This is a genomic window from Mesorhizobium sp. LSJC269B00, from assembly GCF_000502815.1.
Taxonomy (GTDB): Bacteria; Pseudomonadota; Alphaproteobacteria; order Rhizobiales; family Rhizobiaceae; genus Mesorhizobium.
In genome coordinates this window covers 516801-541585 of record NZ_AYVN01000003.1, presented here as the reverse complement: position 1 = coordinate 541585, position 24785 = coordinate 516801, and the positions used below count along the sequence as shown (strand labels likewise).

Annotated in this window: 25 protein-coding genes; 5 read left to right on the top strand and 20 right to left on the bottom strand. The window is 63.2% G+C overall.

Annotated features, from left to right (window positions below; translation table 11 throughout):
- Positions 1-47: 47 nt before the first annotated feature.
- From X771_RS154220 to rplS, 5 genes are all read right to left on the bottom strand, one after another.
- Complete coding sequence (locus X771_RS154220; RefSeq protein ID WP_023683878.1) at positions 48-854, bottom strand: amino acid ABC transporter permease; 807 nt, start codon at positions 852-854, stop codon at positions 48-50.
- 242 nt (positions 855-1096) lie between these two features.
- A complete protein-coding gene (locus tag X771_RS154225) occupies positions 1097-1897 on the bottom strand; it encodes a transporter substrate-binding domain-containing protein (protein ID WP_023687705.1) in 801 nt (266 codons plus the stop codon).
- 237 nt (positions 1898-2134) lie between these two features.
- Positions 2135-2632, bottom strand: a complete 498-nt coding sequence (locus X771_RS154230) for a MarR family transcriptional regulator (protein WP_023683877.1) — start codon at positions 2630-2632, stop codon at positions 2135-2137.
- Entirely contained in the window at positions 2629-3057 is a 429-nt protein-coding gene (locus tag X771_RS154235; protein WP_023670524.1) for an organic hydroperoxide resistance protein, read from the bottom strand. Before X771_RS154235 ends, X771_RS154230 begins: the two co-directional genes overlap by 4 nt.
- 153 nt (positions 3058-3210) lie before the next feature.
- A complete protein-coding gene (gene rplS / locus X771_RS154240; protein WP_023687704.1) occupies positions 3211-3771 on the bottom strand; it encodes a 50S ribosomal protein L19 in 561 nt (186 codons plus the stop codon).
- Between the two features lie 325 nt (positions 3772-4096).
- On the opposite strand from rplS, the gene X771_RS154245 reads away from it, so the two are divergent.
- Positions 4097-4849 (top strand): sulfite exporter TauE/SafE family protein, encoded by a 753-nt coding sequence (locus tag X771_RS154245; RefSeq protein ID WP_023683874.1) that lies wholly within the window; start codon positions 4097-4099, stop codon positions 4847-4849.
- Here X771_RS154245 and trmD read toward each other — a convergent pair.
- Positions 4831-5529, bottom strand: coding sequence for a tRNA (guanosine(37)-N1)-methyltransferase TrmD (trmD, locus tag X771_RS154250; RefSeq protein WP_023687703.1), 699 nt, complete (start codon positions 5527-5529; stop codon positions 4831-4833). The genes X771_RS154245 and trmD overlap by 19 nt on opposite strands.
- Positions 5526-6125 (bottom strand): ribosome maturation factor RimM, encoded by a 600-nt coding sequence (gene rimM, locus X771_RS154255; RefSeq protein ID WP_023687702.1) that lies wholly within the window; start codon positions 6123-6125, stop codon positions 5526-5528. The genes trmD and rimM overlap by 4 nt, the downstream gene beginning before the upstream one ends.
- A gap of 118 nt (positions 6126-6243) precedes the next feature.
- Between rimM and X771_RS154260 the strand changes: the two genes are divergently transcribed.
- Entirely contained in the window at positions 6244-7182 is a 939-nt protein-coding gene (locus X771_RS154260; protein WP_023687701.1) for a tyrosine recombinase XerC, read from the top strand.
- Between the two features lie 73 nt (positions 7183-7255).
- Complete coding sequence (locus tag X771_RS154265) at positions 7256-8320, top strand: TraB/GumN family protein (RefSeq protein WP_023687700.1); 1065 nt, start codon at positions 7256-7258, stop codon at positions 8318-8320.
- 819 nt (positions 8321-9139) lie between these two features.
- Here the strand turns inward: X771_RS154265 and lpdA are convergent.
- From lpdA to mdh, 11 genes are all read right to left on the bottom strand, one after another.
- Positions 9140-10546, bottom strand: coding sequence for a dihydrolipoyl dehydrogenase (gene lpdA, locus X771_RS154270; protein ID WP_023687699.1), 1407 nt, complete (start codon positions 10544-10546; stop codon positions 9140-9142).
- Positions 10547-10569: 23 nt separating this feature from the next.
- Positions 10570-11325, bottom strand: a complete 756-nt coding sequence (locus X771_RS154275) for an SDR family oxidoreductase (RefSeq protein ID WP_023687698.1) — start codon at positions 11323-11325, stop codon at positions 10570-10572.
- Positions 11322-11825 carry a hypothetical protein gene (locus X771_RS154280; RefSeq protein ID WP_023687697.1) on the bottom strand — a complete coding sequence of 168 codons (504 nt, stop codon included), beginning with the start codon at positions 11823-11825 and terminating at the stop codon, positions 11322-11324. The genes X771_RS154275 and X771_RS154280 overlap by 4 nt, the downstream gene beginning before the upstream one ends.
- Positions 11822-12559, bottom strand: a complete 738-nt coding sequence (locus X771_RS154285; RefSeq protein WP_031202553.1) for a DUF4241 domain-containing protein — start codon at positions 12557-12559, stop codon at positions 11822-11824. Before X771_RS154285 ends, X771_RS154280 begins: the two co-directional genes overlap by 4 nt.
- A gap of 16 nt (positions 12560-12575) precedes the next feature.
- Positions 12576-13868: a 2-oxoglutarate dehydrogenase complex dihydrolipoyllysine-residue succinyltransferase gene (gene odhB, locus X771_RS154290; protein WP_023670535.1), complete on the bottom strand. Its 1293-nt coding sequence runs from the start codon at positions 13866-13868 to the stop codon at positions 12576-12578.
- Between the two features lie 48 nt (positions 13869-13916).
- The gene (locus X771_RS154295) at positions 13917-16904 is read right to left on the bottom strand and encodes a 2-oxoglutarate dehydrogenase E1 component (protein ID WP_023670536.1); all 2988 of its coding nucleotides are present in this window, start codon (positions 16902-16904) and stop codon (positions 13917-13919) included.
- Positions 16905-17128: 224 nt separating this feature from the next.
- On the bottom strand, positions 17129-18034 hold the full coding sequence (gene sucD, locus X771_RS154300; protein ID WP_023687695.1) for a succinate--CoA ligase subunit alpha: 906 nt from the start codon (positions 18032-18034) through the stop codon (positions 17129-17131).
- A gap of 12 nt (positions 18035-18046) precedes the next feature.
- The gene (locus X771_RS154305; RefSeq protein WP_023687694.1) at positions 18047-18538 is read right to left on the bottom strand and encodes a DUF1579 family protein; all 492 of its coding nucleotides are present in this window, start codon (positions 18536-18538) and stop codon (positions 18047-18049) included.
- A gap of 2 nt (positions 18539-18540) precedes the next feature.
- On the bottom strand, positions 18541-18912 hold the full coding sequence (locus X771_RS154310; protein ID WP_023687693.1) for a cupin domain-containing protein: 372 nt from the start codon (positions 18910-18912) through the stop codon (positions 18541-18543).
- 6 nt (positions 18913-18918) lie between these two features.
- The gene (gene sucC / locus X771_RS154315) at positions 18919-20112 is read right to left on the bottom strand and encodes an ADP-forming succinate--CoA ligase subunit beta (RefSeq protein WP_023687692.1); all 1194 of its coding nucleotides are present in this window, start codon (positions 20110-20112) and stop codon (positions 18919-18921) included.
- Positions 20113-20145: 33 nt separating this feature from the next.
- A complete protein-coding gene (gene mdh / locus X771_RS154320) occupies positions 20146-21114 on the bottom strand; it encodes a malate dehydrogenase (protein ID WP_023670541.1) in 969 nt (322 codons plus the stop codon).
- 233 nt (positions 21115-21347) lie between these two features.
- On the opposite strand from mdh, the gene X771_RS154325 reads away from it, so the two are divergent.
- Entirely contained in the window at positions 21348-21776 is a 429-nt protein-coding gene (locus tag X771_RS154325; protein WP_023687691.1) for a GNAT family N-acetyltransferase, read from the top strand.
- A 209-nt stretch (positions 21777-21985) separates the two neighbouring features.
- On the opposite strand, the gene zapE is transcribed toward X771_RS154325, so the two are convergent.
- Both zapE and X771_RS154335 read right to left on the bottom strand, forming a co-directional pair.
- A complete protein-coding gene (zapE, locus tag X771_RS154330) occupies positions 21986-23170 on the bottom strand; it encodes a cell division protein ZapE (RefSeq protein WP_023687690.1) in 1185 nt (394 codons plus the stop codon).
- 30 nt (positions 23171-23200) lie between these two features.
- Positions 23201-23740, bottom strand: a complete 540-nt coding sequence (locus X771_RS154335; protein ID WP_023687689.1) for a protease inhibitor Inh/omp19 family protein — start codon at positions 23738-23740, stop codon at positions 23201-23203.
- Positions 23741-24116: 376 nt separating this feature from the next.
- Between X771_RS154335 and X771_RS154340 the strand changes: the two genes are divergently transcribed.
- Positions 24117-24740, top strand: a complete 624-nt coding sequence (locus tag X771_RS154340; RefSeq protein WP_245262542.1) for a hypothetical protein — start codon at positions 24117-24119, stop codon at positions 24738-24740.
- The last annotated feature ends 45 nt before the right edge of the window (positions 24741-24785 follow it).

The window sequence follows — 24785 nt, the reverse complement described above, 5'->3', positions numbered from 1 at the left end:
TCCGGAATCCTGTCCTCCGCGATCGTAGCCGTGCCCGCGTCGGACTTCTATTCCTGCTGCGCCCGCCGCAGTCGTTGCTCCAGCCCCCGCAGTGCCAGCGACAGGCTGACAGTGAGGATGAGATAGATATAGGCGACGATCGAATAGGTCTCGAAGAAGCGGAACGAGCCGGCGGCGTAGATCTTGCCCATCTGCGTGATGTCGGCGACGCCGAGCACCGAGACCAGCGAGGAATCCTTGACCATGGCAACGAAGTCATTGCCGAGCGGCGGCAGGATGGTGCGGATCGCCTGTGGGAACACGATCAGCCGGAAGCGCTGCGTGCGCGTCAGCCCGAGCGCCTTGGCAGCCTCGATCTGGCCTTTCTCGACTGACTGGATGCCGGCGCGGAAGACCTCGGAGATGAAGGCGGAATAACCGATGGTCAGCGCCATGATCGCACGCCACAACAGCGACACGTCGCGCACCAAAAGCTCGCCGAGATAGCCGGCGTTTTGCAGCGGCGCGGTCAGCGCATTCCACGCAGCCACGAAGGCCGGCGCGCCGGCGAAGGCGATCCAGAACAACAGCACCAGGATCGGCACGCCGCGGATGATCTCGACATAGAAACGAGCGATCTGCTTGAGCCAACGCGACCCCGACAGCCCCATCAGCGCAATGCCGAGCCCGACGGCGGAAGCCAGCGCGAAGGCGACCACGGTGACAAGAATGGTGATGCCGATGCCTTTGGCGACGGTGGCAAAAACCTGGGCGTAGAGATCGCTGGCGGCAATGGAGAGCGCAGCGACGACGGCGAGCGCGATCGCGGCGGCAAGCCACCAGGGAAAATCGGGTTTTGAGGTTGAGGCGAGCATCAATGCCCAACGCTGGTGAACAGCTGCGCTCGCAAGATCTGCCGATCTCCCCCCTTGCGGGGGAGATGTCCGGCAGGACAGAGGGGGGTGCTGTCCCTCCAACCTGTCAAACGGTTACAGTCACAACCTTTGGCCTCTTTGGAAAAGCTCAAAACAAAAGGGAGGCGATCCTTCACACCCCCCTCTGCCCTGCCGGGCATCTCCCCCGCAAGGGGGGTCAGCGGCCGTCGCGCCAAGACGGCCTACTGCCCCATCTTGTAGTCGAGAAACCACTTCTTGTTCAGCGCCTCGATCGTGCCGTCGGCCTTCAGCGCCGCGATCGCCGCGTTGACCGGCTTCACCAGGTCCGAGCCCTTCGGGAAGATGAAGCCAAAATCCTCGGTGCCGAGCGGGCCGCCGATCAGCTTGAGCTTGCCGCCGGAGGCATCGACATAGCCTTTGCCGGCGGTGCCGTCGGTCAGGACGACATCGACGTCGCCGGATTTCAGTGCCTGCACCGAAGCGCCGAAGGTCTCGAACTGCTTGATGCGCGGGTTCTGCTCATTGCCGTCGAGCACGCTGTAGACGGCGGTGTAGAACGGCGTCGTTCCGGCCTGCGCGCCGATCAACCCGTCCTTGAAGGCGGCGAAGGTCTTGGCGTCGGTGAAGCGGCTTTCATCGGCGCGCACCAGCATGAACTGCTCCGAACGCATATAGGGGTCGGAGAAATCGACCTTCTCCTTTCGGTCGTCCTTGATGGTGATGCCGGTCATGCCAATGTTGTACTGGTTGTCGGAAACCGCCTGGATCATCGCGTCCCAGGAGGTGTTCTGGTACTCCACCTTGAAGTTCAGCCGCTTGGCGATTTCGTCCATCGCGTCATACTCCCAGCCGATCTGCTTGCCGGTCTTGGCGTCGATGAACTGCAGCGGCGGATAGGCGTTTTCCGTCACCACCACGACCTTCTTGCCGCCGAGATCGGGCAGCGCATCGGCCGCCCATGCAGCGACGGGCGCGAGGAAACAGGCCGCGAGGGCGGCCAGCAGCAGCTTCGATTTGGTCATGACACGCTCCAGGATGAGAAGCCCGCTTGCAGCCGGGCTCGCATGAAAATCCAGGCGCGACTTTAGCCGTCCGCAGACGGCTTGCAAGCCGGTCCGGTGCTCAGCGTCCGGTGAAAGCGGATTCCAATGCCTTCAACCAACGCGGTTTTAGAACGCCCCGTGGTCGGAATTTATTCCGTGATTGCGCCGCCGGCAAACCAGGCCCCTCCTGGACACGGGAACCCGTCAGATGACGGATCAGGATGGTGACGTAGCCTCACGCAGCTTGGCGACAAATCCGGTCAAGGTCCGGTGCAGCGACTTCAGCTCCTCGACTTCCAGCGGCATGGCGCAGGCAAGGCCTGCGGATACGTCCTTGATGCGGGCGCGCAGCGCCTGGCCCTTGGCAGTCGGTTCGACCAGCACGCGGCGCTCGTCGGCCGGATCGCGACGGCGGGTGACGAGACCAGCCGCTTCCATCCGCTTGAGCAGAGGCGTCAATGTCGCCGAATCCAGCCCCAGCGCCTCGCCGAGTTCGCCGACCGTGCTCGGCGCATGCTGCCACAGCGCCAGCATCGCCAAATATTGCGGATAGGTCAGGCCGAGCGGGTCAAGCAGCGGCCGATAGAGCTTGGTCATCAGCCCGCTCGCCGAATAGAGCGCGAAGCAGAGCTGCTGGTCGAGGCGCGGAACGGCGATCCTCCCGGCGGTGTCCGCCGGGACTTCGCTGGCCCTGGTTTCGGTCTTCGTCGTCATGCTGCCTTTGCCGGAAGCGCCACGGTCGAAAGCGCCACCTCGACATTGCCTTTGATCGCATTGGAATAGGGGCAAATCTGATGCGCGGCCGATACAAGCGCTTCCGCCGCCGCCTGATCAAGGCCTTTGGTCTCGGCGGCCAGTGCGACACCAAGTTTGAAGCCTTCACCATTGGGAAGCAGGCTGACGGTGGCGCTCACCGCCGCGTCGTCCAGCGGCAGCTTCTGCTTGCGTGCGACGAAGCGGATGGCGCTTTCGAAGCAGGCGGCATAGCCGACCGCGAACAGCTGCTCGGGATTGGTGGCGCCACCCTGTCCGCCGAGCTCCTTCGGCAAAGCGAGGTCGACCTTCAGCAGGCCGTCGCTGGTCTCGCCGTGGCCGGCGCGGCCTCCGGTGACGCGAGCCTGTGTGGTGTAGAGTGCCATGTCAGTTCTCCATTTTATTTGTACACTATCATTTAGTGTACAAGATAATTCGAGTCAACAGCCATGACCAAACTCTCGGCCGGCAATCGTTCACAGTCTGGTGAAACGAAAAAAGGCGGCCGAAGCCGCCTTTTCAAAATCCTTGGACCAGGTTTATTCGGCCGGGGTCGCTTCCGCCGCCTTTGCAGCCTCGTCGGCGGCCTTGGCGGCTTCGTCGACGGCCTTCTTCTCGGCAGCTTCCTTGGCGGCCGTCTCGGCGGCCAGCGCCTGGGCAGCGGCAACCTTCTCGGCTTCTATGCGGGCCTTCTCGGCGTTCAGCGCGTCGCGTTCCTCATCGTTGAGCTTGCGGGCGCGCACGCCGGTGTTTTCCGAAATACGGGCCGACTTGCCGCGACGGTCGCGCAAATAATAGAGCTTGGCGCGGCGCACCTTGCCGCGGCGCACGATCTCGACGCCTTCGACCATCGGCGAGTAGACCGGGAAAACGCGCTCGACGCCTTCGCCGTAGGAGATCTTGCGGACGGTGAAATTTTCCTGGAAGCCGGCGCCGGCGCGGGCGATGACGACGCCCTCATAGGCCTGGACGCGGGTGCGGGTGCCTTCGGTCACGCGGACCTGGACGCGCACGGTGTCGCCGGGCTGAAACTCGGGAAGCTTGCGCTTGGCTTCGATCTTGGCGGCCTGTTCGGCCTCGAGCTGACGGATGATATCCATCTCAATAGTCCACTTCTTGTTCTTCCGACAGTCAGAGCGTCCGACACTCGCCTTGCAGTTCCATGACCGCTCGGCTATGCCCTTTGTCCCCGAGACATCTTGTCTTCGAAACATTGGGCAGGGGCGACTACACCGTCATTGTTGACGGGTCCGGGAGATTTTTCTCGCCAGTACGGGCGGGCACATACAGCTATTTCACTGACTTGTCACGCCTTGGCCCTGTCTTTTTTGGTCGCATGCCACCACGCAATCGTCCAGTGCAGGGTTGCGCCGGCCCTTCAAGCTTCCTAATCCGGGAGCAGCACACTTGTCCGGCGGCCTCACAATGTCTGTTTTCGACGCAGTCCTGCTCTTCCTCGCGGGTTTTCTGTCAGGCGCCGTCAACGCGGTTGCCGGCGGCGGCACCTTCATAACCTTCGGCGCCATGACGCTGGCCGGCCTGCCGCCGATCGTCGCCAACGCCACGTCCTCGGTAACGCAGTTTCCCGGTTACATCACCTCGACGCTGGCTTACTGGACCGACATCAAGCATTTCTGGCGCGGCGCGCTGCTGCTTTGCCTGATCTCGGCTTTGGGCGCGCTGGCTGGTGCGCTCATCCTGCTGGCGCTCTCAAATCCGTCGTTCCGCGCCCTCGTGCCGTGGCTGCTGCTGGCCGCAACCGCCTTGTTCGCCGCCGGGCCGTGGCTGAAACCAACGCCGAAGCCTGGGCATGAAGCCACGGTCGGCTCTCTGGCCGGTTCGCTGGCGCAGTTCGCTACCGCCATCTATGGCGGCTTCTTCGGCGCCGGCATGGGCGTCATGATGCTGGCGACGCTCGGCCTGACGCAATCCGGCGACTATCACCGGCTGAACGCGCTGAAGAACATGCTGGCCGTGGTCATCGCCGCCGTTGCCATACTGGTCTTCGTTTCCGGCGGCGTTGTTGCCTGGCCTCAGGCAATCGTCATGATCCCCGGCGGCGCGCTCGGCGGCTATGCCGGCGTCTGGATCGCCAAGCGCGTGCCGCAAAACGCAGTACGCGGCTTCGTCATCGCCGTCGGCCTGTTTCTCGCCGTCTACTATTTTGCCAAGGGCTGAGCGGCGAGCAAATCCGGCCGGCGCTCCCTGGTCAGCTTCTCGGACTCGGCGCGCCGCCACGCGGCGATCTTCTTGTGATTACCGGAGACCAGCACGTCGGGGATGGGGCGGCCTTCGAACTCCTGTGGCCGCGTGTAATGCGGGTGTTCGAGCAGGCCGTTCTCGAAACTTTCTTCCTCGCCCGACACCGCATTGCCCATGACGCCGGGCAACAGCCGCACAACGGCGTCGAGCAGTACGAGCGCCGCCGGCTCGCCGCCCGACAGGATGAAATCGCCGATGGAGACCTCTTCCAGTCCACGCGCCTCGATCAGCCGCTGGTCGACGCCCTCGAACCGGCCGCAAACGATGACGGCGCCTGGCCCGCCAGCCAGTTCGCGCACGTGCGCCTGCGTCAGCGGCTTTCCACGCGGGCTCATCAGCAATTTTGGCCGCGGATCGCCGGACGGCGAGGTGTGGTCGATCGCCTTGGCCAGTACATCGGCGCGCATCACCATGCCGGCGCCACCGCCGGCCGGCGTGTCGTCGACGGTGTGATGGCGATCGCTGGCGAAGTCGCGGATCTGGATAGCTTCCAGCGACCATGTCCCGACTTCGAGCGCCCGTCCGGCCAGCGACAGGCCTAGCCCGCCCGGAAACATCTCGGGATAGAGCGTCAGCACCGACGCCTTGAACGTCACCGGTTGCCTCCGGCTTCGCTCGGCCCGCGCGGTCGGCCCTTCGTGTCGAAATCTTCTTCGCGCGGCGCGTCGCCATCCTCATCTTCGACAAGGCCGGCGGCTGCCGGGTCGACGCGGAGAAAACCTTCGGCGATCGAAACCTGAGGCACGGCGACCTGGGTGAACGGGATCAGCACGCCCTTGCGCCCGCCGAGCGTGACGTCGAGAATGTCGCCGCCGCCGAAATTATGCACCGCCACCACCTTGCCGATGACCGCGTCCTTATCGTCGCGGACTTCAAGTCCGACGAGATCGGCGTGGTAGAATTCGTCCTCCTCGCCATCGTCGGGGAGCATCGAGCGGTCGACGAACAGCTCGGTTCCGGCCAGCGCCTCGGCGGCGTTGCGGTCGGCAATGCCCTTGAAGCGCACCACCACGACGGTGTTGGCGGGCCTGATGTCGATGATCTGGAAGGCGCGGCCGTCCTTGGCATAGAGCGGCCCATAATCGGCCAGCGCCATCGGCTCGCCAGTGAAAGTCTTCACCCGCAATTCGCCCTTGATGCCGTGGGCGGCGCCGATCACGGCCATTTGCACGGGGTTCTGGGGCTTCGACATGGCTGATATCCTTTGCCCTGCTCTAACGCCCTACCGGCGTCATTTCAATGATCGCCCGTGGCCATTTCAATGACAGGTTCTTCACCGCTTCCTAACCCGGCTGCCTGACAATGGCGGCATGCAGGAATTTCTCATCCCGGCAAAACCCGACCTCCAGGCAGCGCGCGAAAGCTGGCTGAAGATGCTGGCGCGCGAGCGCCGGCTGGCGCCGGCGACCGTCGAAGCCTATGAGCGCGACACGCGCCAGTTCCTGCATTTCCTCACAGGGCATTGCGGCGGCTCGCCTGGTCTTTCCGACATCGCCACTCTGCGCCCGGCCGATCTGCGCGGCTTTCTTGCCGCGCGGCGCAACGCCGGCGCCGGCGCCCGCACGCTCGGACGCGGCCTCGCCGGCATCCGCTCGCTGCTGCGCTTCCTCGAACGGCGCGGTCTCGCCAATGCCGCCGGTGCCGCTGCGTTGCGCGCGCCGCGCCAGCCGAAATCGCTGCCCAAGCCGCTGACCGCCAGCGATGCCAAACATGTCGTGTCGGTGGAAGGCCAGCTGGCTGAAGAGCCCTGGATCGCCGCCCGCAACGCCGCCGTGCTGACGCTGCTTTATGGATCGGGCCTGCGCATTTCCGAAGCGCTGGGCCTCAGCGCCGCCGACCTGGCATCGGAAGCCGACACCGTGCTGCGCGTCACCGGCAAGGGTGGCAAGACACGGCTGGTGCCGGTGCTGCCGGTGGCGCTCAGGGCAATCGCCGAATACCGAAAACTGTGTCCCTACCATCTCGATCCCAAGGGCCTGCTGTTTCGCGGCGCCCGGGGCGGGCCGCTCAACCCGGCCATCGTCCAGCGCGACATGGCCAGGCTGCGCTCGGCGCTGAACCTGCCCGACACCGCGACGCCGCACGCGTTGCGCCATTCCTTCGCCACCCATCTGCTCGGGCGCGGCGGCGACCTGCGCACCATCCAGGAACTGCTCGGCCACGTGAGTCTGTCGACGACGCAGGTCTATACCGGCGTCGACACGGCAAGGCTGCTCGAGATCTACGAATCTGCCCATCCCCGCGCGTGACACTGTATAAGTCCAGGACAATTTCCCCACGCCGGTTAACCGTTTCGCCGCTTTTCAGTCCTAGAACCGCACCATGAAAAGCGCCCTTGCCATCGCCGACCGCGCGGCCCTTGTGTCGCTGAAGCTGCTCGTCGCGATCAACGCCCTGTTTTTCCTGTCTTTTCTCGTCGCGTTGCTGCTTGCCATGGGCAAGGCGCATGCCGAAGCCCCGGCCTGCGCCGGCGCCGATCTGCTATCGGCCCTGCAGAAGGAAGACCCCGCCGCCTATGCCAGGATCGAGACGGAAGCAGCAGCGACGCTGAACGGCAAGGGCCTGTTGTGGAAGTTGGAGAAATCAGGCGAAAAGCCGTCCTTCCTGTTCGGCACCATGCACATGACCGACCCGCGCGTGACCACTCTGCCGCCGGCAGCCAGGAAAGCCTATGACGCTGCGGGCACCATCATCATCGAGACCACCGACGTGCTCGACAAGCAGAAGATGATGGAGGCCATGCTCAAGGAACCCGAGCTGATGATGTTCACCGACAACACGACATTGTCGTCGCTGTTGTCGCCGGAGGATGCGGCGGTGGTGAACAAAGGGCTCGATGCGCGCGGCATTCCGCCGGCGAGCGTCTCCAAGATGAAGCCGTGGCTGCTGTCGGCCATGGTCGCGCTGCCGGTCTGTGAGGTCGCCCGTCAGGCAGGCGGCGCACCGGTTCTGGACGTCAAGCTGGCGCAGGACGCCAAGGCCTTGGGGAAGCCGGTGGAAGGGTTGGAGACCGCTGCCAGCCAGCTGCACGCCATGGCCTCGCTGCCGATTGCGTTCCACATCAAAGGGCTGGTCGAGACCCTGAAGCTCGGCGACAAGATAAACGACATCAACGAAACCATGATCGTGCTTTATCAGCGCGGCGACACCGGCACCTTCTGGCCGCTGTTGCGTTCGATCTCGCCCGACGAAGACGACGACGCAGGTTACGCCGAATTCGACCGGACGATGATCACCGGCCGCAACAAGGTCATGGCCGACCATGCCGCACCGATCCTGGCCAAGGGCAATGCCTTCATGGCCGTCGGCGCCATGCATCTTCCCGGCCCCGAAGGCCTGGTCGAGGATTTTCGCAAGGCCGGCTATACCGTCACCGCCGTCGACTGAGCAGCGCCCGTCTTGAATACCGAATCACGTAAGCCCGGCTCTGTGCGGTGCGCAACTGATTCGCAAAGCGGAGGCGGTTGGCCCTATTTTTGGCGGAAAAGGCCAGCTAAGCTCGTTCTACCTCGTTCGTGATTGATTTTGCGGGGGAAATACAGGCCAACAAGCGGTTGCGAATCAGAATTTTCCTGCGTTCGTCAATTTGAAGGCCTAGTATGAACCCGTTCAACGGTTGCGCGTTGAGGGGTGTTGATTGATGCTTTTCATCCACGGAGGACACTTTTATGGCGAACCCTAACGATCCAGCGCCCAGGTCGGGTGGTGGCAGCGGCTGGCTGATTGCGCTGGTCGTCGTCATCCTTGCGATTGTCGCGTACTATGTTTTCGGCAGAAGCGGCGAACATCCTGCGCCCGCAGAGCCGCCGGCAGCCAGCACACCGGCGCCCGCACCTGCACCGGCTGAGCCGATGAAGCCCGCCGAACCGGCTCCCGCACCAGCCCCTGCGCCCGCACCGGCTCCTGCGCCAGCCCCGGCGCCTGCTCCGGCGCCGAGCCCGTAATCTGGCCAACTGATCTGGCATCTTGATTCCAACCAAGAACGGCCCGCTGAAAAGCGGGCCGTTTTATTTTGGGCCCCTGTCGCGAGCGTCGCGATTCTTCACCGCCCCCTCTGTCCTGCCGGACATCTCCCCCTCGAGAGGGGAGATCGGCAGTTCACGAACAGCGCCCAATGGGAACGCATAATCTCGAAGGTTGGCGGAGCGTGGGTGCCGGCCAGAGGGTGGTGCTGTCCAGTCGGCGTGTCGCAACTTCCTGCCGGAATCAAATATGGATCGGCTTGAAGAACGTCGCCAGCGCTGCTTCCTTCATCGCTTCCGACATTGTCGGATGCGCGTGGCAGGTGCGGGCGAGGTCTTCGGAAGAGCCGCCGAACTCCATCAGCACCGCCGCCTCATGGATCATCTCGCCTGCGCCGAAGCCGACAATGTGGACGCCGAGCACGCGGTCGCTGGCTTTGTCGGCGAGGATCTTCACGAAGCCGTCCGTGTGCAGCATGGCGCGCGCGCGGCCGTTGGCGGTGAACGGGAATTTGCCCATCTTGTAGTCGATGCCGGCCTTCCTCAGCTCTTCCTCTGTCTTGCCGACCGAAGCGATTTCCGGGCTGGTGTAGACGACGCTCGGAATGACGTCGTAATTCACGTGGCCGGCCTGGCCGGCAATGGTCTCGGCCACCGCCACGCCTTCATCCTCGGCCTTGTGCGCCAGCATCGGCCCGGCGATGACGTCGCCAATGGCGTAGATGCCGGCCACGTTGGTCCTGAGATGCCCGTCGGTCTTGACCCGGCCGCGCTCGTCGACCTCGACGCCGGCTTCTTTCAACCCGAGGCTGTCGGAATAGGCCCGGCGTCCGGTCGAGATCAGCACCGCGTCGGCCTCGATGGTCTCGGCCGCACCACCCTTGACCGGCGCGAAGGTAACGGCGGCGCCCTTTTTGGCCTTGGTCACCCCTGTCACCTTGGCGCCGAGCTTGAACTCGAAACCCTGCTTGGAAAGCAGGCGCTGGAACTGCTTGGAGACCTCGCCGTCCATGCCGCCCAGGATGGTGTCGAGGAATTCGACCACGGTGACCTTGGCGCCGAGCCGTGCCCAGACCGAGCCGAGCTCCAGACCGATGACCCCACCGCCGACCACCACCAGATGTCCCGGCACTTTCTCCAGCGACAGCGCGCCGGTCGACGATACGATCACCTTCTCGTCGATGTCGACCTTGACGCCGGGAATGCCGGCGACATCGGAGCCCGTGGCAATAACGATATTTTTCGTCTCGATCTCCTCGACCTTGCCATCCTCAGCCGACACCGACACCTTGCCGGCCGCGACCACCTTCCCGGTGCCGCGGAAACTATCGATCTTGTTTTTCTTGAACAGGAAGGCGACGCCACTGACGTTGGCCGAAACGGTCGCGTCCTTGTGCGCCATCATCTTGTTCAGATTGAGTTTCGGCGCCGGTATCTCGACGCCCAGCGCATCGAAGGAATGGCCGGCCTCGGCAAACATCTCCGAGGCGTAAAGCAGCGCCTTGGACGGGATACAGCCGATGTTGAGGCAGGTCCCACCGAAAGTGGCGTTCTTCTCCACCACCGCGACCTTGAGCCCGAGCTGTGCCGCCTTGATGGCACAGACATAGCCGCCCGGTCCCGACCCGATGATAACGACATCATAAGCCATGTTCGTTTCCCTTAGCTTGGCGCTCAGCGGCCGCCGCTTACATTCAGGATTGCGCCCGTCGTGTAGGACGCTTCATCCGACAAAAGATAGAGAACGGCATGCGCGACTTCATCCGCCGTGCCGGCTCGTTTCATCGGCAGCATGTCGCGGAACCGCTCGACCCGGTCCGGCTGGCCGCCCGAAGCGTGGATCTCGGTGTCGATGATGCCCGGCCGTATCGCATTGACCCGCACGCCTTCGGTCGCGACTTCGCGCGCCAGTCCGAGCGTGAAGGTGTCGATCGCCGCCTTGGACGCTGCATAGTCGACATATTCGCCGGGCGAGCCGTGTAGCGACGCAGCCGACGAGATGTTGACGATGGCGCCGCCCTGGCCGCCATTCTTGCTCGACATGCGCCTCACCGCCTCGCGGGCGCACAGGAACGAGCCGATGACGTTGATGCGCATCATGCGCTCCAGCCGCGCCAGGCTCATCTCGTCGACGCGCGCCTTGACGTCGACGATTCCGGCATTGTTGACCAGGGCGTCGAGCCGACCGAAGCGGCGGTCGACCGCTTCGAACATTGCCACGATGTCGGCTTCGACGCCGACGTCGCCCTTGACGGCAAATGCCTCGCGACCCGCCGCCTCGATTTCGTCGACCAGCGCCTTGGCGGCAGCCTCGTTCGAGGCATAGTTGACCGCGACCCGGTAGCGCGCCTTTGCCGCAAGCCGGCAGGTGGCCGCGCCAATGCCACGACTGCCGCCGGTGACCAGAAGCACCTTCTTGGACGCGCTCATTCCTGGCAACCTTTCAGCAGAAACACGTCCCATGGCAGTTTCGAGAAACCGTTCGGGCCGAAGGCCGACATCTGCAGCGACGGCCCGAGATCGGGGAAGATCAGGCTCTGCGGCGCGTCCGTGCCTTCCGCCGCCAGGAGCGCGATATTGCCCTTATCGTCGGCGCTGTAGATGACGCCCTGCCAGACCGTGCAGGCGGCAAGCTCGTCACCGGTGACGTCGCCGGTCGGACATTTGTACATCAGCGACCCTTGCGGTCGCGAAACACCGGATGTCCACATGACAATGCCGTCGAGAACGATGCCCTTGTCGAGCACCATCTTGAACGAGTTGGTGACGGTGACCGCATCCGTCGTCGGCCGGAAATCAATGCCGGCCTCGCTTTCGGCATCGCCATAGACAGCAAGCGCCAGCGGGCAGGCGGCATGCGCCTCGTAACCCGCTGCGAGAACAGCCAGCCCGGCCATAAATCCGATCATTGGCGAAGCGATGTTTGTCATGAATTGCTCTGGCTGCTCTCGCGGCCGTCGGCGTTTTCGAGCACCTCGAAATCGGTCATCAAGACCAGCGGCTCGCCGGCCGCATCCAGTCCCCGGAAGGAATAATAGTTCCCATCACCGAAGCCAGTGTCGAACATGGCTATATTAAGCGGATTTCCATCAACCGGATTATCCATGCGGAACTTGTCGAACGAGCATGCAACGTCAGCAAGATAGCTGTCGAGTTCCTCCTGGTCGGACATCAGCGTCAGAACCGACTTGTCCATGAACGAAGCAACATTATCATCGACAATAAATCCAGACTTCCAGGACGATGTGCCGACGTCGCGGACGAAGGCAGCCAACTCCCACCGCACCGGCAAGCCAGTGCCAAACCGCAATACCGCTGCAGCAACACGGCCTTGCGCCTCAAGCAACGTGACTGGATAGCATCCCGGCCTGACCTTACGGCTAAACACAGGCCGTTCCAGCCCGGTAATCAGTGGATCGCAAGCGATGATTTCGCCGGTCGGTAGCTCAAGCTCACCGATCGCGGTGACGATGATCTTCCGCTCCGCCATTTCGGCTTCGCTGAGAGCGAAGACACCGAGATTGCTGCTCGCCGGCGCCGAATCCCATTCAGTCGATGTCGCCGGCGGAGAGATGGCGGCGGAAGCCGCCGGCCGGGAACGCCTCAATACGCTACCCGCTACTCGACCCAGCTTGAACCCAAACCGCGCCAGCCAGCCGCTCATGACGGATCAGCTCCGATCACAAATCAAGCACCAGCCGTTCCGGATCTTCCAGGCTGTCCTTGACGCGGACCAGGAAGGTCACGGCTTCCTTGCCGTCGACGATACGGTGATCGTAGCTCAGCGCCAAGTACATCATCGGCCGGATCACGATCTGGCCGCCGACCACGACCGGCCGGTCCTGGATCTTGTGCATGCCCAAAATGCCGGACTGCGGCGCATTGAGGATCGGCGTCGACATCAGTGAGCCGTAAACGCCGCCATTGGAGATGGTGAACGTACCACCCTGCATGTCGGCGACCGACAGCTTGCCGTCCCGCGCGGCGATGCCCAGCCGGCCGATATCCTTCTCGATCTCGGCAATCGACATTTGGTCGGCATTGCGCACCACCGGCACGACGAGACCCTTTTCGGTGCCGACGGCAACGCCGATATGGGCATAGTTCTTGAAGATGATGTCGGTGCCGTCGATCTCGGCATTGACCGAGGGGATTTCCTTCAATGCGTGCGTAACCGCCTTGGTGAAGAAGCCCATGAAGCCGAGCTTCACGCCATGCTTCTTCTCGAAGATGTCCTTGTACTTGGTCCTGAGCGCCATCACCGCCGACATGTCGACCTCGTTGAAGGTGGTCAGCATGGCGGCGGTCGACTGCGCTTCCTTCAGCCGGCGCGCAATGGTCTGGCGCAGCTTGGTCATGCGCACGCGCTCCTCGCGCGACGCATCGTCGCCCGAAGACGGCGCACGCACGGCGACCGGAGCCGGTGCGGCCTTCGGAATTTCGGCCGGCTGCGACGGCGCGCCCTTGGAAATCGCGTCGAGCACATCGCCCTTCAGCACCTGGCCGCGCTTGCCCGACCCGGAAACCTGGTCGACCGACAGATTGTTCTCGGCGATCAGCTTCGCGGCAGCTGGCGCCGGCGGCATGGTGCGCGGCTCGACCGGCCCGGCGTCGCCGGCTATCTTGGCGGTCTCAGCCGCAGCCTGCCTGGTCGTGTGCGCTGCGTCCGGGCTCGAAGCCTGCGACACCGCTTGCGGCTTGGTCTCCTGCTTGGACGCCGGGGCGGCCGTGGCGACGCCTGCCGAGATCGAACCCAGCAACGCGCCGACGCCGACGGTCTCGCCTTCCTTAGCGGTGATCTCGCCCAGCGTGCCGGCGGCGGCGGCAGGCACCTCCACCGTCACCTTGTCGGTTTCGAGCTCGACCAGCGGCTCGTCGACGGCAATGGCATCGCCGACCTTCTTGAACCACTTGCCGATGGTCGCCTCGGTGACGGATTCGCCGAGAGTGGGAACGCGGATTTCGGTAGCCATTGTGCCTGTTCCGTTTCTTCTCTGTCTGTTCTATTCGCCGGGTTTGTTCTATTCGCCGAGCGCGTCTTCGAGCAGGGCGGCGAGCTGCGCCAAATGCTTCGACATCAAGCCGGTCGCCGGCGATGCCGCCGCAGGACGTCCGGTATAGCGCACCCGCTGGTGCTTGGCGTCGATATGAGCCAGCACCCATTCCAGATACGGATCGATGAACGACCAGGCGCCCATATTCTTGGGTTCCTCCTGGCACCACACCATCTCGGCATTGCGGAAGCGCGACAGTTCGGTGATCAGCGCCTTGGCCGGGAACGGATAGAGCTGTTCGACGCGCAAGAGATAGATGTCGTTGATGCCGCGCTTCTCGCGTTCCTCGTACAGGTCGTAATAGACCTTGCCCGAGCACAGCACGACGCGGCGGATTTTGGAATCCTTGGTGAGCTTGATCGCCTGGTTCTGCAACAGCTGGGCGTCGTCCCACAACAGCCGGTGGAACGAGCTTTCGCCCGAAATCTCCGGCAGCGTCGACACTGCCCGCTTGTGGCGCAGCAGCGACTTCGGCGTCATCAGGATCAGCGGCTTGCGGAAGTCGCGCTTCAGTTGCCGGCGCAATATGTGGAAGTAGTTTGCCGGCGTGGTGCAGTTGGCGACTTGCATATTGTCTTCGGCGCAGAGCTGCAGGAAACGCTCGAGCCGGGCCGAGGAATGTTCCGGCCCCTGGCCCTCATAGCCATGCGGCAGCAGGCAGACCAGGCCCGACATGCGCAGCCACTTGCGCTCGCCCGACGAGATAAACTGGTCGAACACCACCTGGGCGCCGTTGGCGAAATCGCCGAACTGCGCTTCCCAGAGCGTCAGCGCCTTAGGCTCGGCCAGGCTGTAGCCATACTCGAAGCCGAGCACCGCCTCTTCCGACAGCATCGAGTTGATGACTTCGTAGCCGGCCTGTGCGGCCGAGAGATTGTTGAGCGGGATGTAGCGGGTCTCGTCGCGCTGGTCGTAGAGCACGGAATGGCGCTGCGAGAAGGTGCCGCGTTCTGAATCCTGGCCGGAGAGCCGGATCGGATTGCCGTCGAGCAGGATGGCGCCGAAGGCCAGCGCCTCGGCCGTCGACCAGTCGATGCCTTCGCCGGAGTCGATCGCCTGGCGGCGGTTTTCGAGGAAGCGGATGATGGTCTTGTGCGCCTCGAAACCTTTCGGCACCTCGGTCAGTTTCTTGCCGATGTCCTTCAGCACCTTGACCGGCACGGCGGTCTTGCCGCGGCGCTGTTCGTCCTGGTTGTCGGCGGTGCGCAAACCAGACCAGGCGCCGTCCAGCCAGTCGGCCTTGTTGGGCTTGTAGTGCTGGCCGACTTCCCATTCGGACTCCAGATGGGCGCGCCAGTCGGCCTTCATCTTGTCGAGTTCGGCCTGGCTGATATGGCCCTCGGCGATCAGCCGGTCGCCATAGATCTGCACCGTCGTCTTGTGGTTGCGGATGTTGGCGTACATGATCGGCTGCGTGAAGGCCGGTTCGTCGCCCTCATTGTGGCCGAAGCGGCGATAGCAGAACATGTCCACCACCACCGGCTTGTGGAACTTCATGCGAAATTCGATCGCCACCTTGGTGGCATGCACCACCGCTTCCGGGTCGTCGCCATTGACGTGGAAGATCGGCGCCTCGATCATCTTGGCGACGTCGGACGGATAGGGCGACGAGCGCGAGAAGCGCGGATTGGTGGTGAAGCCGATCTGGTTGTTGATGATGAAATGCAGCGTGCCGGCGACGCGGTGGCCGCGCAGGCCCGACAGGCCGAGGATTTCGGCGATTACGCCCTGGCCAGCAAAGGCGGCGTCGCCATGCAGAAGCAGCGGCAGCACCTTGGCGCGCTCTTCCAGCGGCACGATCTCCTCGCGGCTGCGGCCGAACAGATAGTCCTGCTTGGCGCGCGCCTTGCCCATCACAACCGGATCGACGATTTCCAGATGCGAAGGATTGGCGGTCAGCGACAGATGCACCTTGTTGCCGTCGAATTCGCGGTCCGACGAGGCGCCGAGATGGTACTTGACGTCGCCCGAGCCCTCGACCTCGTCAGGAGCGGCCGAGCCGCCCTTGAATTCGTGGAAGATGGCGCGATGCGGTTTGGCCATCACCTGGGACAGCACGTTCAGCCGGCCGCGATGCGCCATGCCGAGCACGATCTCCTTCATGCCGAGCTGGCCGCCGCGCTTGATGATCTGCTCCAGCGCCGGGATCAGGCCTTCGCTGCCATCGAGGCCGAAGCGCTTGGTACCCTTGTACTTGACATCGATGAACTGCTCGAAGCCTTCGGCCTCGACCAGCTTCTGCAGGATCGCTTTTTTTCCCGTAGCGGTGAAGGAAATCTCCTTGTCGGCACCCTCGATGCGCGCCTGGATCCAGGCCTTCTCCTCGGGATCGGAAATGTGCATGAACTCGACACCGAGCGTCGAGCAATAGGTGCGGGTCAGGATCTCCAGCATCTGCCGGATGGTGCCGAATTCGAGGCCGAGCACATTGTCGAGGAAGATCGGCCGGTCGTAGTCGGCTGCGGTAAAACCGTAATTTTCCGGCGACAGCTCGTTATAGTCCTCAAGCGGCTTGGCGATGCCGAGCGGGTCGAGATTGGCGTGCAGATGGCCGCGCATGCGGAAGGCGCGGATCATCATGATGGCGCGCACCGAATCGCGCGTCGCCTGATGCACGTCGGCATCCGACAGCACGACGCCATTGGTGACCGCCTTGTCCTTGACCTTCTTTTCCAGATGCTTCTCGACGATGCCCCAATTGCCGTCCAGCGCCGACACCAGTTCGCCATTGGCCTGCAGCGGCCAGGACGGCTTTGCCCAGGAAGCGCCCTTGGCGTTCTTGCGCACATCGCCGGCGTCGTCCTTCAGCCCGGCGAAGAAGTCCTGCCATTCGGGGTTTACCGACTCTGGATCATCCTCATAGGAGGCGTACAGCGCGTCGATATAGTCGGCATTGCCGCCATACAGGAAAGAGGTGAGCGAAAATTGGTCGTTGGCCTGATCTTGTCTTGCCATTTTTGTCCGCGGAGCCTGGCTCCGTCTCCTTTTCAAAAGCGAATAGTGAGTAGCGAATAGCGAGTNCTACACGACGCTCTTCCGATCTCTTGCCATTTTTGTCCGCGGAGCCTGGCTCCGTCTCCTTTTCAAAAGCGAATAGTGAGTAGCGAATAGCGAGTAGGGATTTTTCCCGGGTCGCGCCGTTACTCTCTTTTCCCTATTCGCTATTCACTACTCGCTACTCACTTGGCCTTGATCGCCTCGACCAGCGTCGTGCCCAGACGCGCCGGCGATGGCGATACTTTAATGCCGGCCGATTCCATCGCCGCGATCTTGTCTTCCGCGCCGCCCTTGCCGCCGGATATGACCGCGCCCGCATGGCCCATGGTGCGACCGGCCGGCGCGGTGCGCCCGGCGATGAAGCCGGCCATCGGTTTCCTGCGGCCGCGCTTGGCCTCGTCCTTGAGGAACTGCGCGGCGTCTTCCTCGGCCGAACCGCCGATCTCGCCGATCATGATGATCGACTTGGTCTCGTCGTCGGCGAGGAACATTTCGAGCATGTCGATGAACTCGGTGCCTTTGACGGGGTCGCCGCCGATACCGACGGCGGTGGTCTGGCCGAGGCCGACATTGGTGGTCTGGAACACTGCCTCATAGGTAAGCGTTCCCGAGCGCGAAACAACGCCGACCGAGCCCTTGCGGAAGATGTTGCCGGGCATGATACCGATCTTGCATTCGTCGGGGGTGAGCACGCCGGGGCAGTTCGGGCCGATCAGCCGCGAGGTCGAGCGGTCGAGCCGCGCCTTGACCCTAACCATGTCCATCACCGGAATGCCTTCGGTGATGCAGACGATCAGCGGGATCTCGGCTTCGATGGCTTCGAGGATGGCTTCGGCGGCGCCCGCCGGCGGCACATAGACCACCGAGGCATTGGCGCCGGTCTTTTCCTTGCCCTCGGCAACGGAACCGAAGATCGGCAGGTTTTCGCCCTTGGCGCCGGTCCAGGTCTCGCCACCCTTCTTGGGATGGATACCGCCGACCATCCTGGTGCCGTGATAGGCCAAGGCCTGCTCGGTGTGGAACGTGCCGGTCTTGCCGGTCAGGCCCTGAACCAGCACCTTGGTGTTCTTGTCGATGAGAATGGACATCGGAGCCCTTTTCTAAAAACCGTTGATCGAGGAAGGCGAAACGCGCCGGTAGACGCCGCTCACCATGTCTTGCCAGCTGTCGCTGCCGGCAGGTTTGAAATGCAGTCGCATCCGGTAGGCATCGGGAGTGTCGAAAATATACGTCACGCGCGCTGAGCCGCGCGGCGATGACCGCTCCAGAATCAGTTCTGCGCCGTTCCATGCACCTGTGGCCGGCAAGGCCGGCATAAAACCCATGGAATCGAACTGGTGCATCGTGAAGAGCCTGTTTGGCTGGTCGAAGCCGAACACTGAGTGCGAGCCGAACGAGACCGTGCCGTCGCGGCGCTGGCGATAGCGCTGCACCACGAACAGGCCGCCGAACTGTGGCTCCGCCAGCACTTCCGACGTCGCCGGTCCACCATCGGCCCATTGTGTTTCCGCCACCTCTTCCTCGCCGCGCCACGCGCCGACCAGCGCCTGCAGGCGTTGGTGATCGGCCGAGAGCGAGGAGAAGGCGTTCATGGTCAGAGCCGCTTCAGGTCGGAGACGGTGAGGTCGCTCTTGGCGTTGCCGGTGTTGAGCGTCGTTGCCGGCTCGAACATCAGCACCACCGGCTCGGCGGTCAGCGACCGCGGCCGATGCTCGACGCCCTTCGGCACGACGATGAAATCACCCTCGCCGAGTTCGACCGGACCGTCACGGAAATCGATGGCGATCTTGCCCCGCAGGACGAGGAAGGCTTCGTCCTCATGCTCATGCGCGTGCCAGTCGAAGGTCCCGCCGAACTTGGCGACCTTCGCCTGGCTGTCATTGACGTCGCCGGCAATATGCGGATCGAAGACCTTGGTGATCGTTCGATCCGCCGCCTCGACCAGGTTTATCTTGCGCGGAGGCATTCGCCTTCAGCCCTTCACCGCCGCCACGATCTTCTTGGCTGCGTCGTCGAGATCGTCCGCCGACACCACGTTGAGGCCGCTGTCGTTGATGATCTTCTTGCCGAGTTCGGCATTGGTGCCTTCGAGGCGCACCACCAGCGGCACTTCCAGGCCGACTTCCTTGACCGCGGCAATCACGCCCTCGGCAATGATGTCGCACTTCATGATGCCGCCGAAGATGTTGATCAAGATGCCTTTGACCGCCGGATCCCGAGTGATGATCTTGAACGCCGCCGTCACCTTCTCCTTCGACGCGCCGCCGCCGACATCGAGGAAGTTGGCGGGCTCGGCGCCGTAGAGCTTGATGATGTCCATCGTCGCCATCGCGAGGCCGGCGCCATTGACCATGCAGCCGATATTGCCGTCGAGCGCGACATAGGCGAGGTCGTATTTCGACGCCTCGATCTCCTTCTCGTCCTCTTCGGTGGTGTCGCGCAATTCCATCAGTTCGGGGTGGCGAAACAGCGCGTTGTTGTCGAACGACACCTTGGCGTCCAGCACGCGCAGGCGGCCGTTTTTCATCACGATCAGCGGGTTGACCTCGAGCAGGCTCATGTCCTTCTCGACAAAGGCCTTGTAGAGGATCGGGAACAGCGTGCCGGCATCCTTGGCGGCATCGCCGGTGAGGCCCAGCGCTTCCACCAATATGTCGACGTCGATGGTCGTCACGCCGGCCAGCGGGTCGATGGCGCGGGTGATGATCTTTTCCGGCGTGTCGTGGGCGACGCCTTCAATGTCCATGCCGCCCTCGGTCGAGACGACGAAAGCGATGCGGCCGACCGAGCGGTCGACCAAAATCGACAGATAAAGCTCGCGATCGATGTCGGCGCCGTCCTCGATATAAAGGCGGTTGACCTGCTTGCCGGCCGGGCCGGTCTGCTTGGTGACCAGCGTGTGGCCGAGCATCTCATTGGCGTTGGCAACGACTTCGGCCACCGACTTCGCCAGCCGCACGCCCCCCTTGGCGTCGGGCGACAGTTCCTTGAACTTGCCCTTGCCGCGGCCGCCGGCATGGATCTGGCTCTTCACCACATAGAGCGGACCGGGCAGCGCTTGTGCCGCGGCTTCCGCCTCGCTTGCCTTGAACACCGGCACGCCCTCGGCCACCGGCGCACCAAACGACTTCAGCAGCGCCTTGCCTTGATATTCATGGATGTTCATCTGGATGGTCTCCGGATCGGCTGCTTTGGGGGATTACTTCGAGGCGAGGTGCGGGGCGATCTTGACGCAAGCCTCGGTCAGGCCCTGCACTGTCGCCACCGAAGCGTCGAACATCTTCTGCTCGGCCTTGTTGAGGTCGATCTCGATGATGCGCTCGACGCCGCCGGCGCCGATGACAACGGGAACGCCGACATAGGTGCCCTTGACGCCATACTGGCCCGAGAGATGCGCCGCACAAGGCAGCACGCGCTTCTTGTCCTTGAGATAGGATTCGGCCATCGAAATTGCGGAAGCCGCCGGCGCGTAGAAGGCCGAGCCGGTCTTCAAGAGGCCAACGATCTCGGCGCCGCCGTCACGGGTGCGCTGGACGATCTGGTCGAGCTTTTCCTTCGAGGTCCAGCCCATCTTGATGAGGTCCGGCAGCGGAATGCCCGACACCGTGGAATAGCGGATCATCGGCACCATGGAATCGCCATGGCCACCGAGCACGAAGGCGGTGACGTCCTCGACCGAGACCTTGAACTCCTCGGCGAGGAAATAGCGGAAGCGCGCGCTGTCGAGCACGCCGGCCATGCCGACGACATGGGTCTTGGGCAGGCCCGAAAACTTCTGCAGCGCCCAGACCATGGCGTCGAGCGGGTTGGTGATGCAGATGACGAAGGCCTTGGGCGCGTATTTCTTCAGCCCGGCGCCGACCTGTTCCATGACCTTGAGGTTGATGCCGAGCAGATCGTCGCGGCTCATACCCGGCTTGCGCGGCACGCCGGCAGTGACGATGCAGACATCGGCGCCCTCGATCCCGGCATAATCATTGACCCCGGTCAGCCGGGAGTCAAAACCATCGACCGGCGAAGACTGCGCGATATCGAGCCCCTTGCCTTGCGGGATGCCCTCGGCAATATCGAACAGCACCACGTCGCCGAGGTCCTTGAGGCCGATCATGTGAGCGAGCGTGCCGCCGATCATGCCGGAGCCGATGAGCGCTATCTTGTTGCGTGCCATGTGAGGAAATTTTCCCTTTGTCTGTGACGACGCCCAAATCTCTGGCGATCTGGTTGACGGCGTCGAGGAAGAGGCCGGAATGCTGTGGTGTCAGCGGATTTCGCCGCATCCAGTAGCCCTGGTGGAAAATATATTCAATCGATTATTTTCGAGTGAATAATTTCAATCGGTTAGAAACATTGGGATTTACGTAAACGTCAAAGTTTGTAAGCCGACTTGAGAGATTTTACACAATGAACGTGGAAATCAGAAGACTATATCCAGGCGATGACGCCCTTGTGAAGCGCATCGCCGAAGACGTGTTCGATGAACCGGTACGGGCCGACAGACTGTCCGCCTACCTCGCCTCCTCAGGTCATATGATGATTGTGGCACTGGCCGATGGCGTCGTCGTCGGCCAGTGTGCTGCCGTCATCCACCGCCACCTGGACAAGGTCAGCGAACTCTACATCGACGAGGTCGGCGTCTCACCCGCCTACCAGCGCCATGGCATCGCGCGAAAGATGCTCGACGCCATGTTCGCGCTCGGCCGCGAGCAGGGATGCGGCGAAGCCTGGGTCGGCACCGAACCGGACAATGTGCCAGCGCGCGCGCTTTATGAATCGCGCAAGGAGGTGCATGGGCCGGCGGAGTCGTTTGTGATGTATGTGTACGAGCTTTAGGCGTCGGCGGGACAGCGCCCCCCCTCTGCCTTGCCAGGCATCTCCCCCACGAGGGGGGAGATCGGACGTCACGCGACCTTTCGCCAATCTCCAATGGCCGCAGGAATGAGCGGAGCGCCGAAACCGCCAATCTCCCCCCGTGTGGGGGAGATGTCCGGCAGGACAGAGGGGGGCGCGAAGGATCACTACATAATGACCTCTTGGAACCCTCAGACCTGCGCTTCCGCGTTGTCCTTCTGCCGTTCCGCCCAGTCCTCCAGCCAGTCGCGGCTTTGCATCTCGATCAGCCGCGAGGCGGTGCGTTCGAATTCGAACACCTCGACGCCGCGCCTGGCCGTGTAAAGCTCAGGCGGGGGAGCCTCAGCGCTCACCACCAGCCGCGTGTGATGATCGTAGAGCGTGTCGATCAACAGGATGAAGCGCTTGGCCTCGTTGCGCTTGCCTTCGCCCAGCACCGGCACGTGATCGATGAAGACGGTCGAGAAGCGGCCGGCAATGGCCAGGAAATCGCGTGCGCCGAGCGGCTTTTCGCAGAGATCGGCGAAGGAAAACCGCGCCGCATTGCCGGAAGCAGCCGGTATTCTCACCTGCCGCCCCTTGAGCGTCAGCGCGGTCTCGGCCGTTGCCGCCCCGTGCGTCATCGCCTGCCAGGCTTCGTCGAGCATACGATCGGCTTCGGCATCCCCCGGCGTGACATAGACAGGCGTGCGGGCGAGCTTTTCCAGCCGGTAGTCCTTGTCGGCATCGAGCGTCAGCACATGGGCGTGGCGCTCGAGAATGCTGATGAAGGGCAGGAAGAGTTGGCGGTTCAGCCCGTCGCGATAAAGGTCTTGCGGCGCGACATTCGAGGTGGCGACCAGAACCACGCCATTGGCGAACAGCGCCGAAAACAGCCGCGACAGGACCATCGCATCGGCAATGTCGGTGACCGAAAACTCATCGAAGCACAGCACCCAGGCCTGTTCGGCAAGCTGAAGCGCGACCGGCGGGATCGGGTCGTCCTCCTTGACGTCGCCGTTCTTGCGCGCCTGCCGGTGCTTCTGGATGCGGTCCTGCACATCGGCCATGAAGTCGTTGAAATGAACGCGGCGCTTGCGCCTGACCGGCAACAACTCGAAAAACATATCCATCAGCATGGTCTTGCCGCGACCGACGCCGCCATGAATGTAGAGGCCCTTGACGACCTCGCGCGTCTCGCGCTTGCGGGCAAACAGCCAGCCGAGCGCGCTCGACTTGTGCGCCAGCCGCTTGACCGAGATCTCGTCGGTCAGCCGGTCGAGCGCGGCGGCGATGCGCTCCTGCGCAGGATCGCGCTCGATGGCGCCGGTTGCGACCAGATGGTCGTAGCGCTGCCTGACGGTCGCATGGGTCTGGAGGCCGTCACGCAGATGCATCGGTCACGTCGCTGTCTAGGGATAGGCAGCCTACCTTGTAAGCGAAATCGGCAGCCCGTTGGTAGTCTGGCCGTCGAATTTCGAACCGCCCGAGGAATAGAGCCGCGCCAGCGTGCCGCCATTCTCGTCATAGAGCGTCAGCTGCTTGCCGGCGACGTTCCACGATTTGATGCCGTCGATGGGCGGCGGGCAATGCAGCGGCCCGGCGCGGAAGCCGGCGCCGAATTTGGTCTGCGGCGTCGCCACCTTGCAGCTCTGTCCGGACACGCTGGCGTTCCAGACGCCGGCAACGCTCGCAGCGGTAAGGTCGGAGGCTCCGGCCGGCGCCGATCCGTCCGGCGGCAGCGAGGCGACCTGCGCGCCTGCCGGCGCGGTCGGGAATTGCGATGGGTCGGTGGTGCCCGGCGCTGCCGGGGGCGGCAGTTGGCTTCCGCTCACCGTGCCGGCGGGCGCGGGCTGCAGCGGGGCGGGCTGCTGGTCATCCATCGATGAAAAACGCGAGGTCGAACAGCCGCTCGCAACGAGCGCTGCCAGCGATACGGCCATCAGCCCGCTTCTCGAAAAAATCATTCCAACCTCCGTCGGATCCGGCTGGGGGGAAGCCGTCCGCACAATCTCACCCCTCACCAAGATGGAGAAGGTGGCGAAATTTCAACCCGATATGGTTAAAATAGGGTTTGCACCACGAATTGTTGTAAATTTGTCGCAAAATGGCTGGCGGACAAAAGGCATGTCTTCGCTCTAGCGCGGTTCCAACCGGTACATTGGTTGCGAAAGCGGCACCGGAGCCCGCAGCAGGTCGGCGCATCGGCGGTCGAGCGCAACTGCCGGCGCAAAACTGACTGAAGCGCTTGAGGCGCAAGGCCTGGCGCGTGAGCGGTTTCGCGCCTTCCGTCCGGGCGAGCTTTGGGACGTTCCCGAGATCGAGCGCGGCTGAAGTCTGCATTTGGCCGTTTACGGCACTGCCGTTTTAGCCGATGGTCTATCGCAACAGGGGGAACAGATGAAATCAATCTTGGCAGTTTTGATCGCGCTGGTAATTTCGACGCCGGCCGCTTTCGCGGGCGAAATCTCCGATCGCGCCGCTGAAGCCGAAAAGGCACTGCAGGCGGGTGATGGCGTCGGCGCGCTGGACAAATTCCGCAGCGCCGAGGACGCTCTGTGGCAAGCGATGCCGCTTGGCGTGCAAAATGTGAAGCATATCCTGTCGGCCAGCGGGTTCGGCGCCTACGCCGAGCGCCCGAACCATGTCTACAAGCCGGGCGAAGAGATTGTGCTTTATATGGAGCCGGTCGGTTACGGCTACGGCTCGGATGGGCTCGGCAACAACCAGATCGCGCTTTACGTTGACCTTACCGTGCTTTCCCAGTCGGGCGAGAAGCTGGGAACCGTCGAAAAGCTTGGTCGGGTCCAGCTCGCCTCGCGCTCGCATAACCGAGAGATGTTCTTCAAATTAAACGTCTCCCTGGATGGCGTTCCCCCCGGCAAATACCGCGCGGATTTCCTCATGCACGACGAGAACTCGCCAAAGACGGCGCCTTTCACGACCGACTTCGAGATTGCCGAATAGCGCGCCCAGTCGGAAAGAGCCTCGCGGCAACGGAACCAGAGCGCC

What these genes read in the sequence shown, in the direction of transcription:
- X771_RS154220 (WP_023683878.1), bottom strand. Translation starts at nt 854, where the DNA reads ATGCTCGCCTCAACCTCAAAACCCGATTTTCCCTGGTGGCTTGCCGCC.
- X771_RS154225 (WP_023687705.1), bottom strand. Translation starts at nt 1,897, where the DNA reads ATGACCAAATCGAAGCTGCTGCTGGCCGCCCTCGCGGCCTGTTTCCTC.
- X771_RS154230 (WP_023683877.1), bottom strand. Translation starts at nt 2,632, where the DNA reads ATGACGACGAAGACCGAAACCAGGGCCAGCGAAGTCCCGGCGGACACC.
- X771_RS154235 (WP_023670524.1), bottom strand. Translation starts at nt 3,057, where the DNA reads ATGGCACTCTACACCACACAGGCTCGCGTCACCGGAGGCCGCGCCGGC.
- rplS (WP_023687704.1), bottom strand. Translation starts at nt 3,771, where the DNA reads ATGGATATCATCCGTCAGCTCGAGGCCGAACAGGCCGCCAAGATCGAA.
- X771_RS154245 (WP_023683874.1), top strand. Translation starts at nt 4,097, where the DNA reads ATGTCTGTTTTCGACGCAGTCCTGCTCTTCCTCGCGGGTTTTCTGTCA.
- rimM (WP_023687702.1), bottom strand. Translation starts at nt 6,125, where the DNA reads ATGTCGAAGCCCCAGAACCCCGTGCAAATGGCCGTGATCGGCGCCGCC.
- X771_RS154260 (WP_023687701.1), top strand. Translation starts at nt 6,244, where the DNA reads ATGCAGGAATTTCTCATCCCGGCAAAACCCGACCTCCAGGCAGCGCGC.
- X771_RS154265 (WP_023687700.1), top strand. Translation starts at nt 7,256, where the DNA reads ATGAAAAGCGCCCTTGCCATCGCCGACCGCGCGGCCCTTGTGTCGCTG.
- lpdA (WP_023687699.1), bottom strand. Translation starts at nt 10,546, where the DNA reads ATGGCTTATGATGTCGTTATCATCGGGTCGGGACCGGGCGGCTATGTC.
- X771_RS154275 (WP_023687698.1), bottom strand. Translation starts at nt 11,325, where the DNA reads ATGAGCGCGTCCAAGAAGGTGCTTCTGGTCACCGGCGGCAGTCGTGGC.
- X771_RS154280 (WP_023687697.1), bottom strand. Translation starts at nt 11,825, where the DNA reads ATGACAAACATCGCTTCGCCAATGATCGGATTTATGGCCGGGCTGGCT.
- X771_RS154285 (WP_031202553.1), bottom strand. Translation starts at nt 12,559, where the DNA reads ATGAGCGGCTGGCTGGCGCGGTTTGGGTTCAAGCTGGGTCGAGTAGCG.
- odhB (WP_023670535.1), bottom strand. Translation starts at nt 13,868, where the DNA reads ATGGCTACCGAAATCCGCGTTCCCACTCTCGGCGAATCCGTCACCGAG.
- X771_RS154295 (WP_023670536.1), bottom strand. Translation starts at nt 16,904, where the DNA reads ATGGCAAGACAAGATCAGGCCAACGACCAATTTTCGCTCACCTCTTTC.
- sucD (WP_023687695.1), bottom strand. Translation starts at nt 18,034, where the DNA reads ATGTCCATTCTCATCGACAAGAACACCAAGGTGCTGGTTCAGGGCCTG.
- X771_RS154305 (WP_023687694.1), bottom strand. Translation starts at nt 18,538, where the DNA reads ATGAACGCCTTCTCCTCGCTCTCGGCCGATCACCAACGCCTGCAGGCG.
- X771_RS154310 (WP_023687693.1), bottom strand. Translation starts at nt 18,912, where the DNA reads ATGCCTCCGCGCAAGATAAACCTGGTCGAGGCGGCGGATCGAACGATC.
- sucC (WP_023687692.1), bottom strand. Translation starts at nt 20,112, where the DNA reads ATGAACATCCATGAATATCAAGGCAAGGCGCTGCTGAAGTCGTTTGGT.
- mdh (WP_023670541.1), bottom strand. Translation starts at nt 21,114, where the DNA reads ATGGCACGCAACAAGATAGCGCTCATCGGCTCCGGCATGATCGGCGGC.
- X771_RS154325 (WP_023687691.1), top strand. Translation starts at nt 21,348, where the DNA reads ATGAACGTGGAAATCAGAAGACTATATCCAGGCGATGACGCCCTTGTG.
- zapE (WP_023687690.1), bottom strand. Translation starts at nt 23,170, where the DNA reads ATGCATCTGCGTGACGGCCTCCAGACCCATGCGACCGTCAGGCAGCGC.
- X771_RS154335 (WP_023687689.1), bottom strand. Translation starts at nt 23,740, where the DNA reads ATGATTTTTTCGAGAAGCGGGCTGATGGCCGTATCGCTGGCAGCGCTC.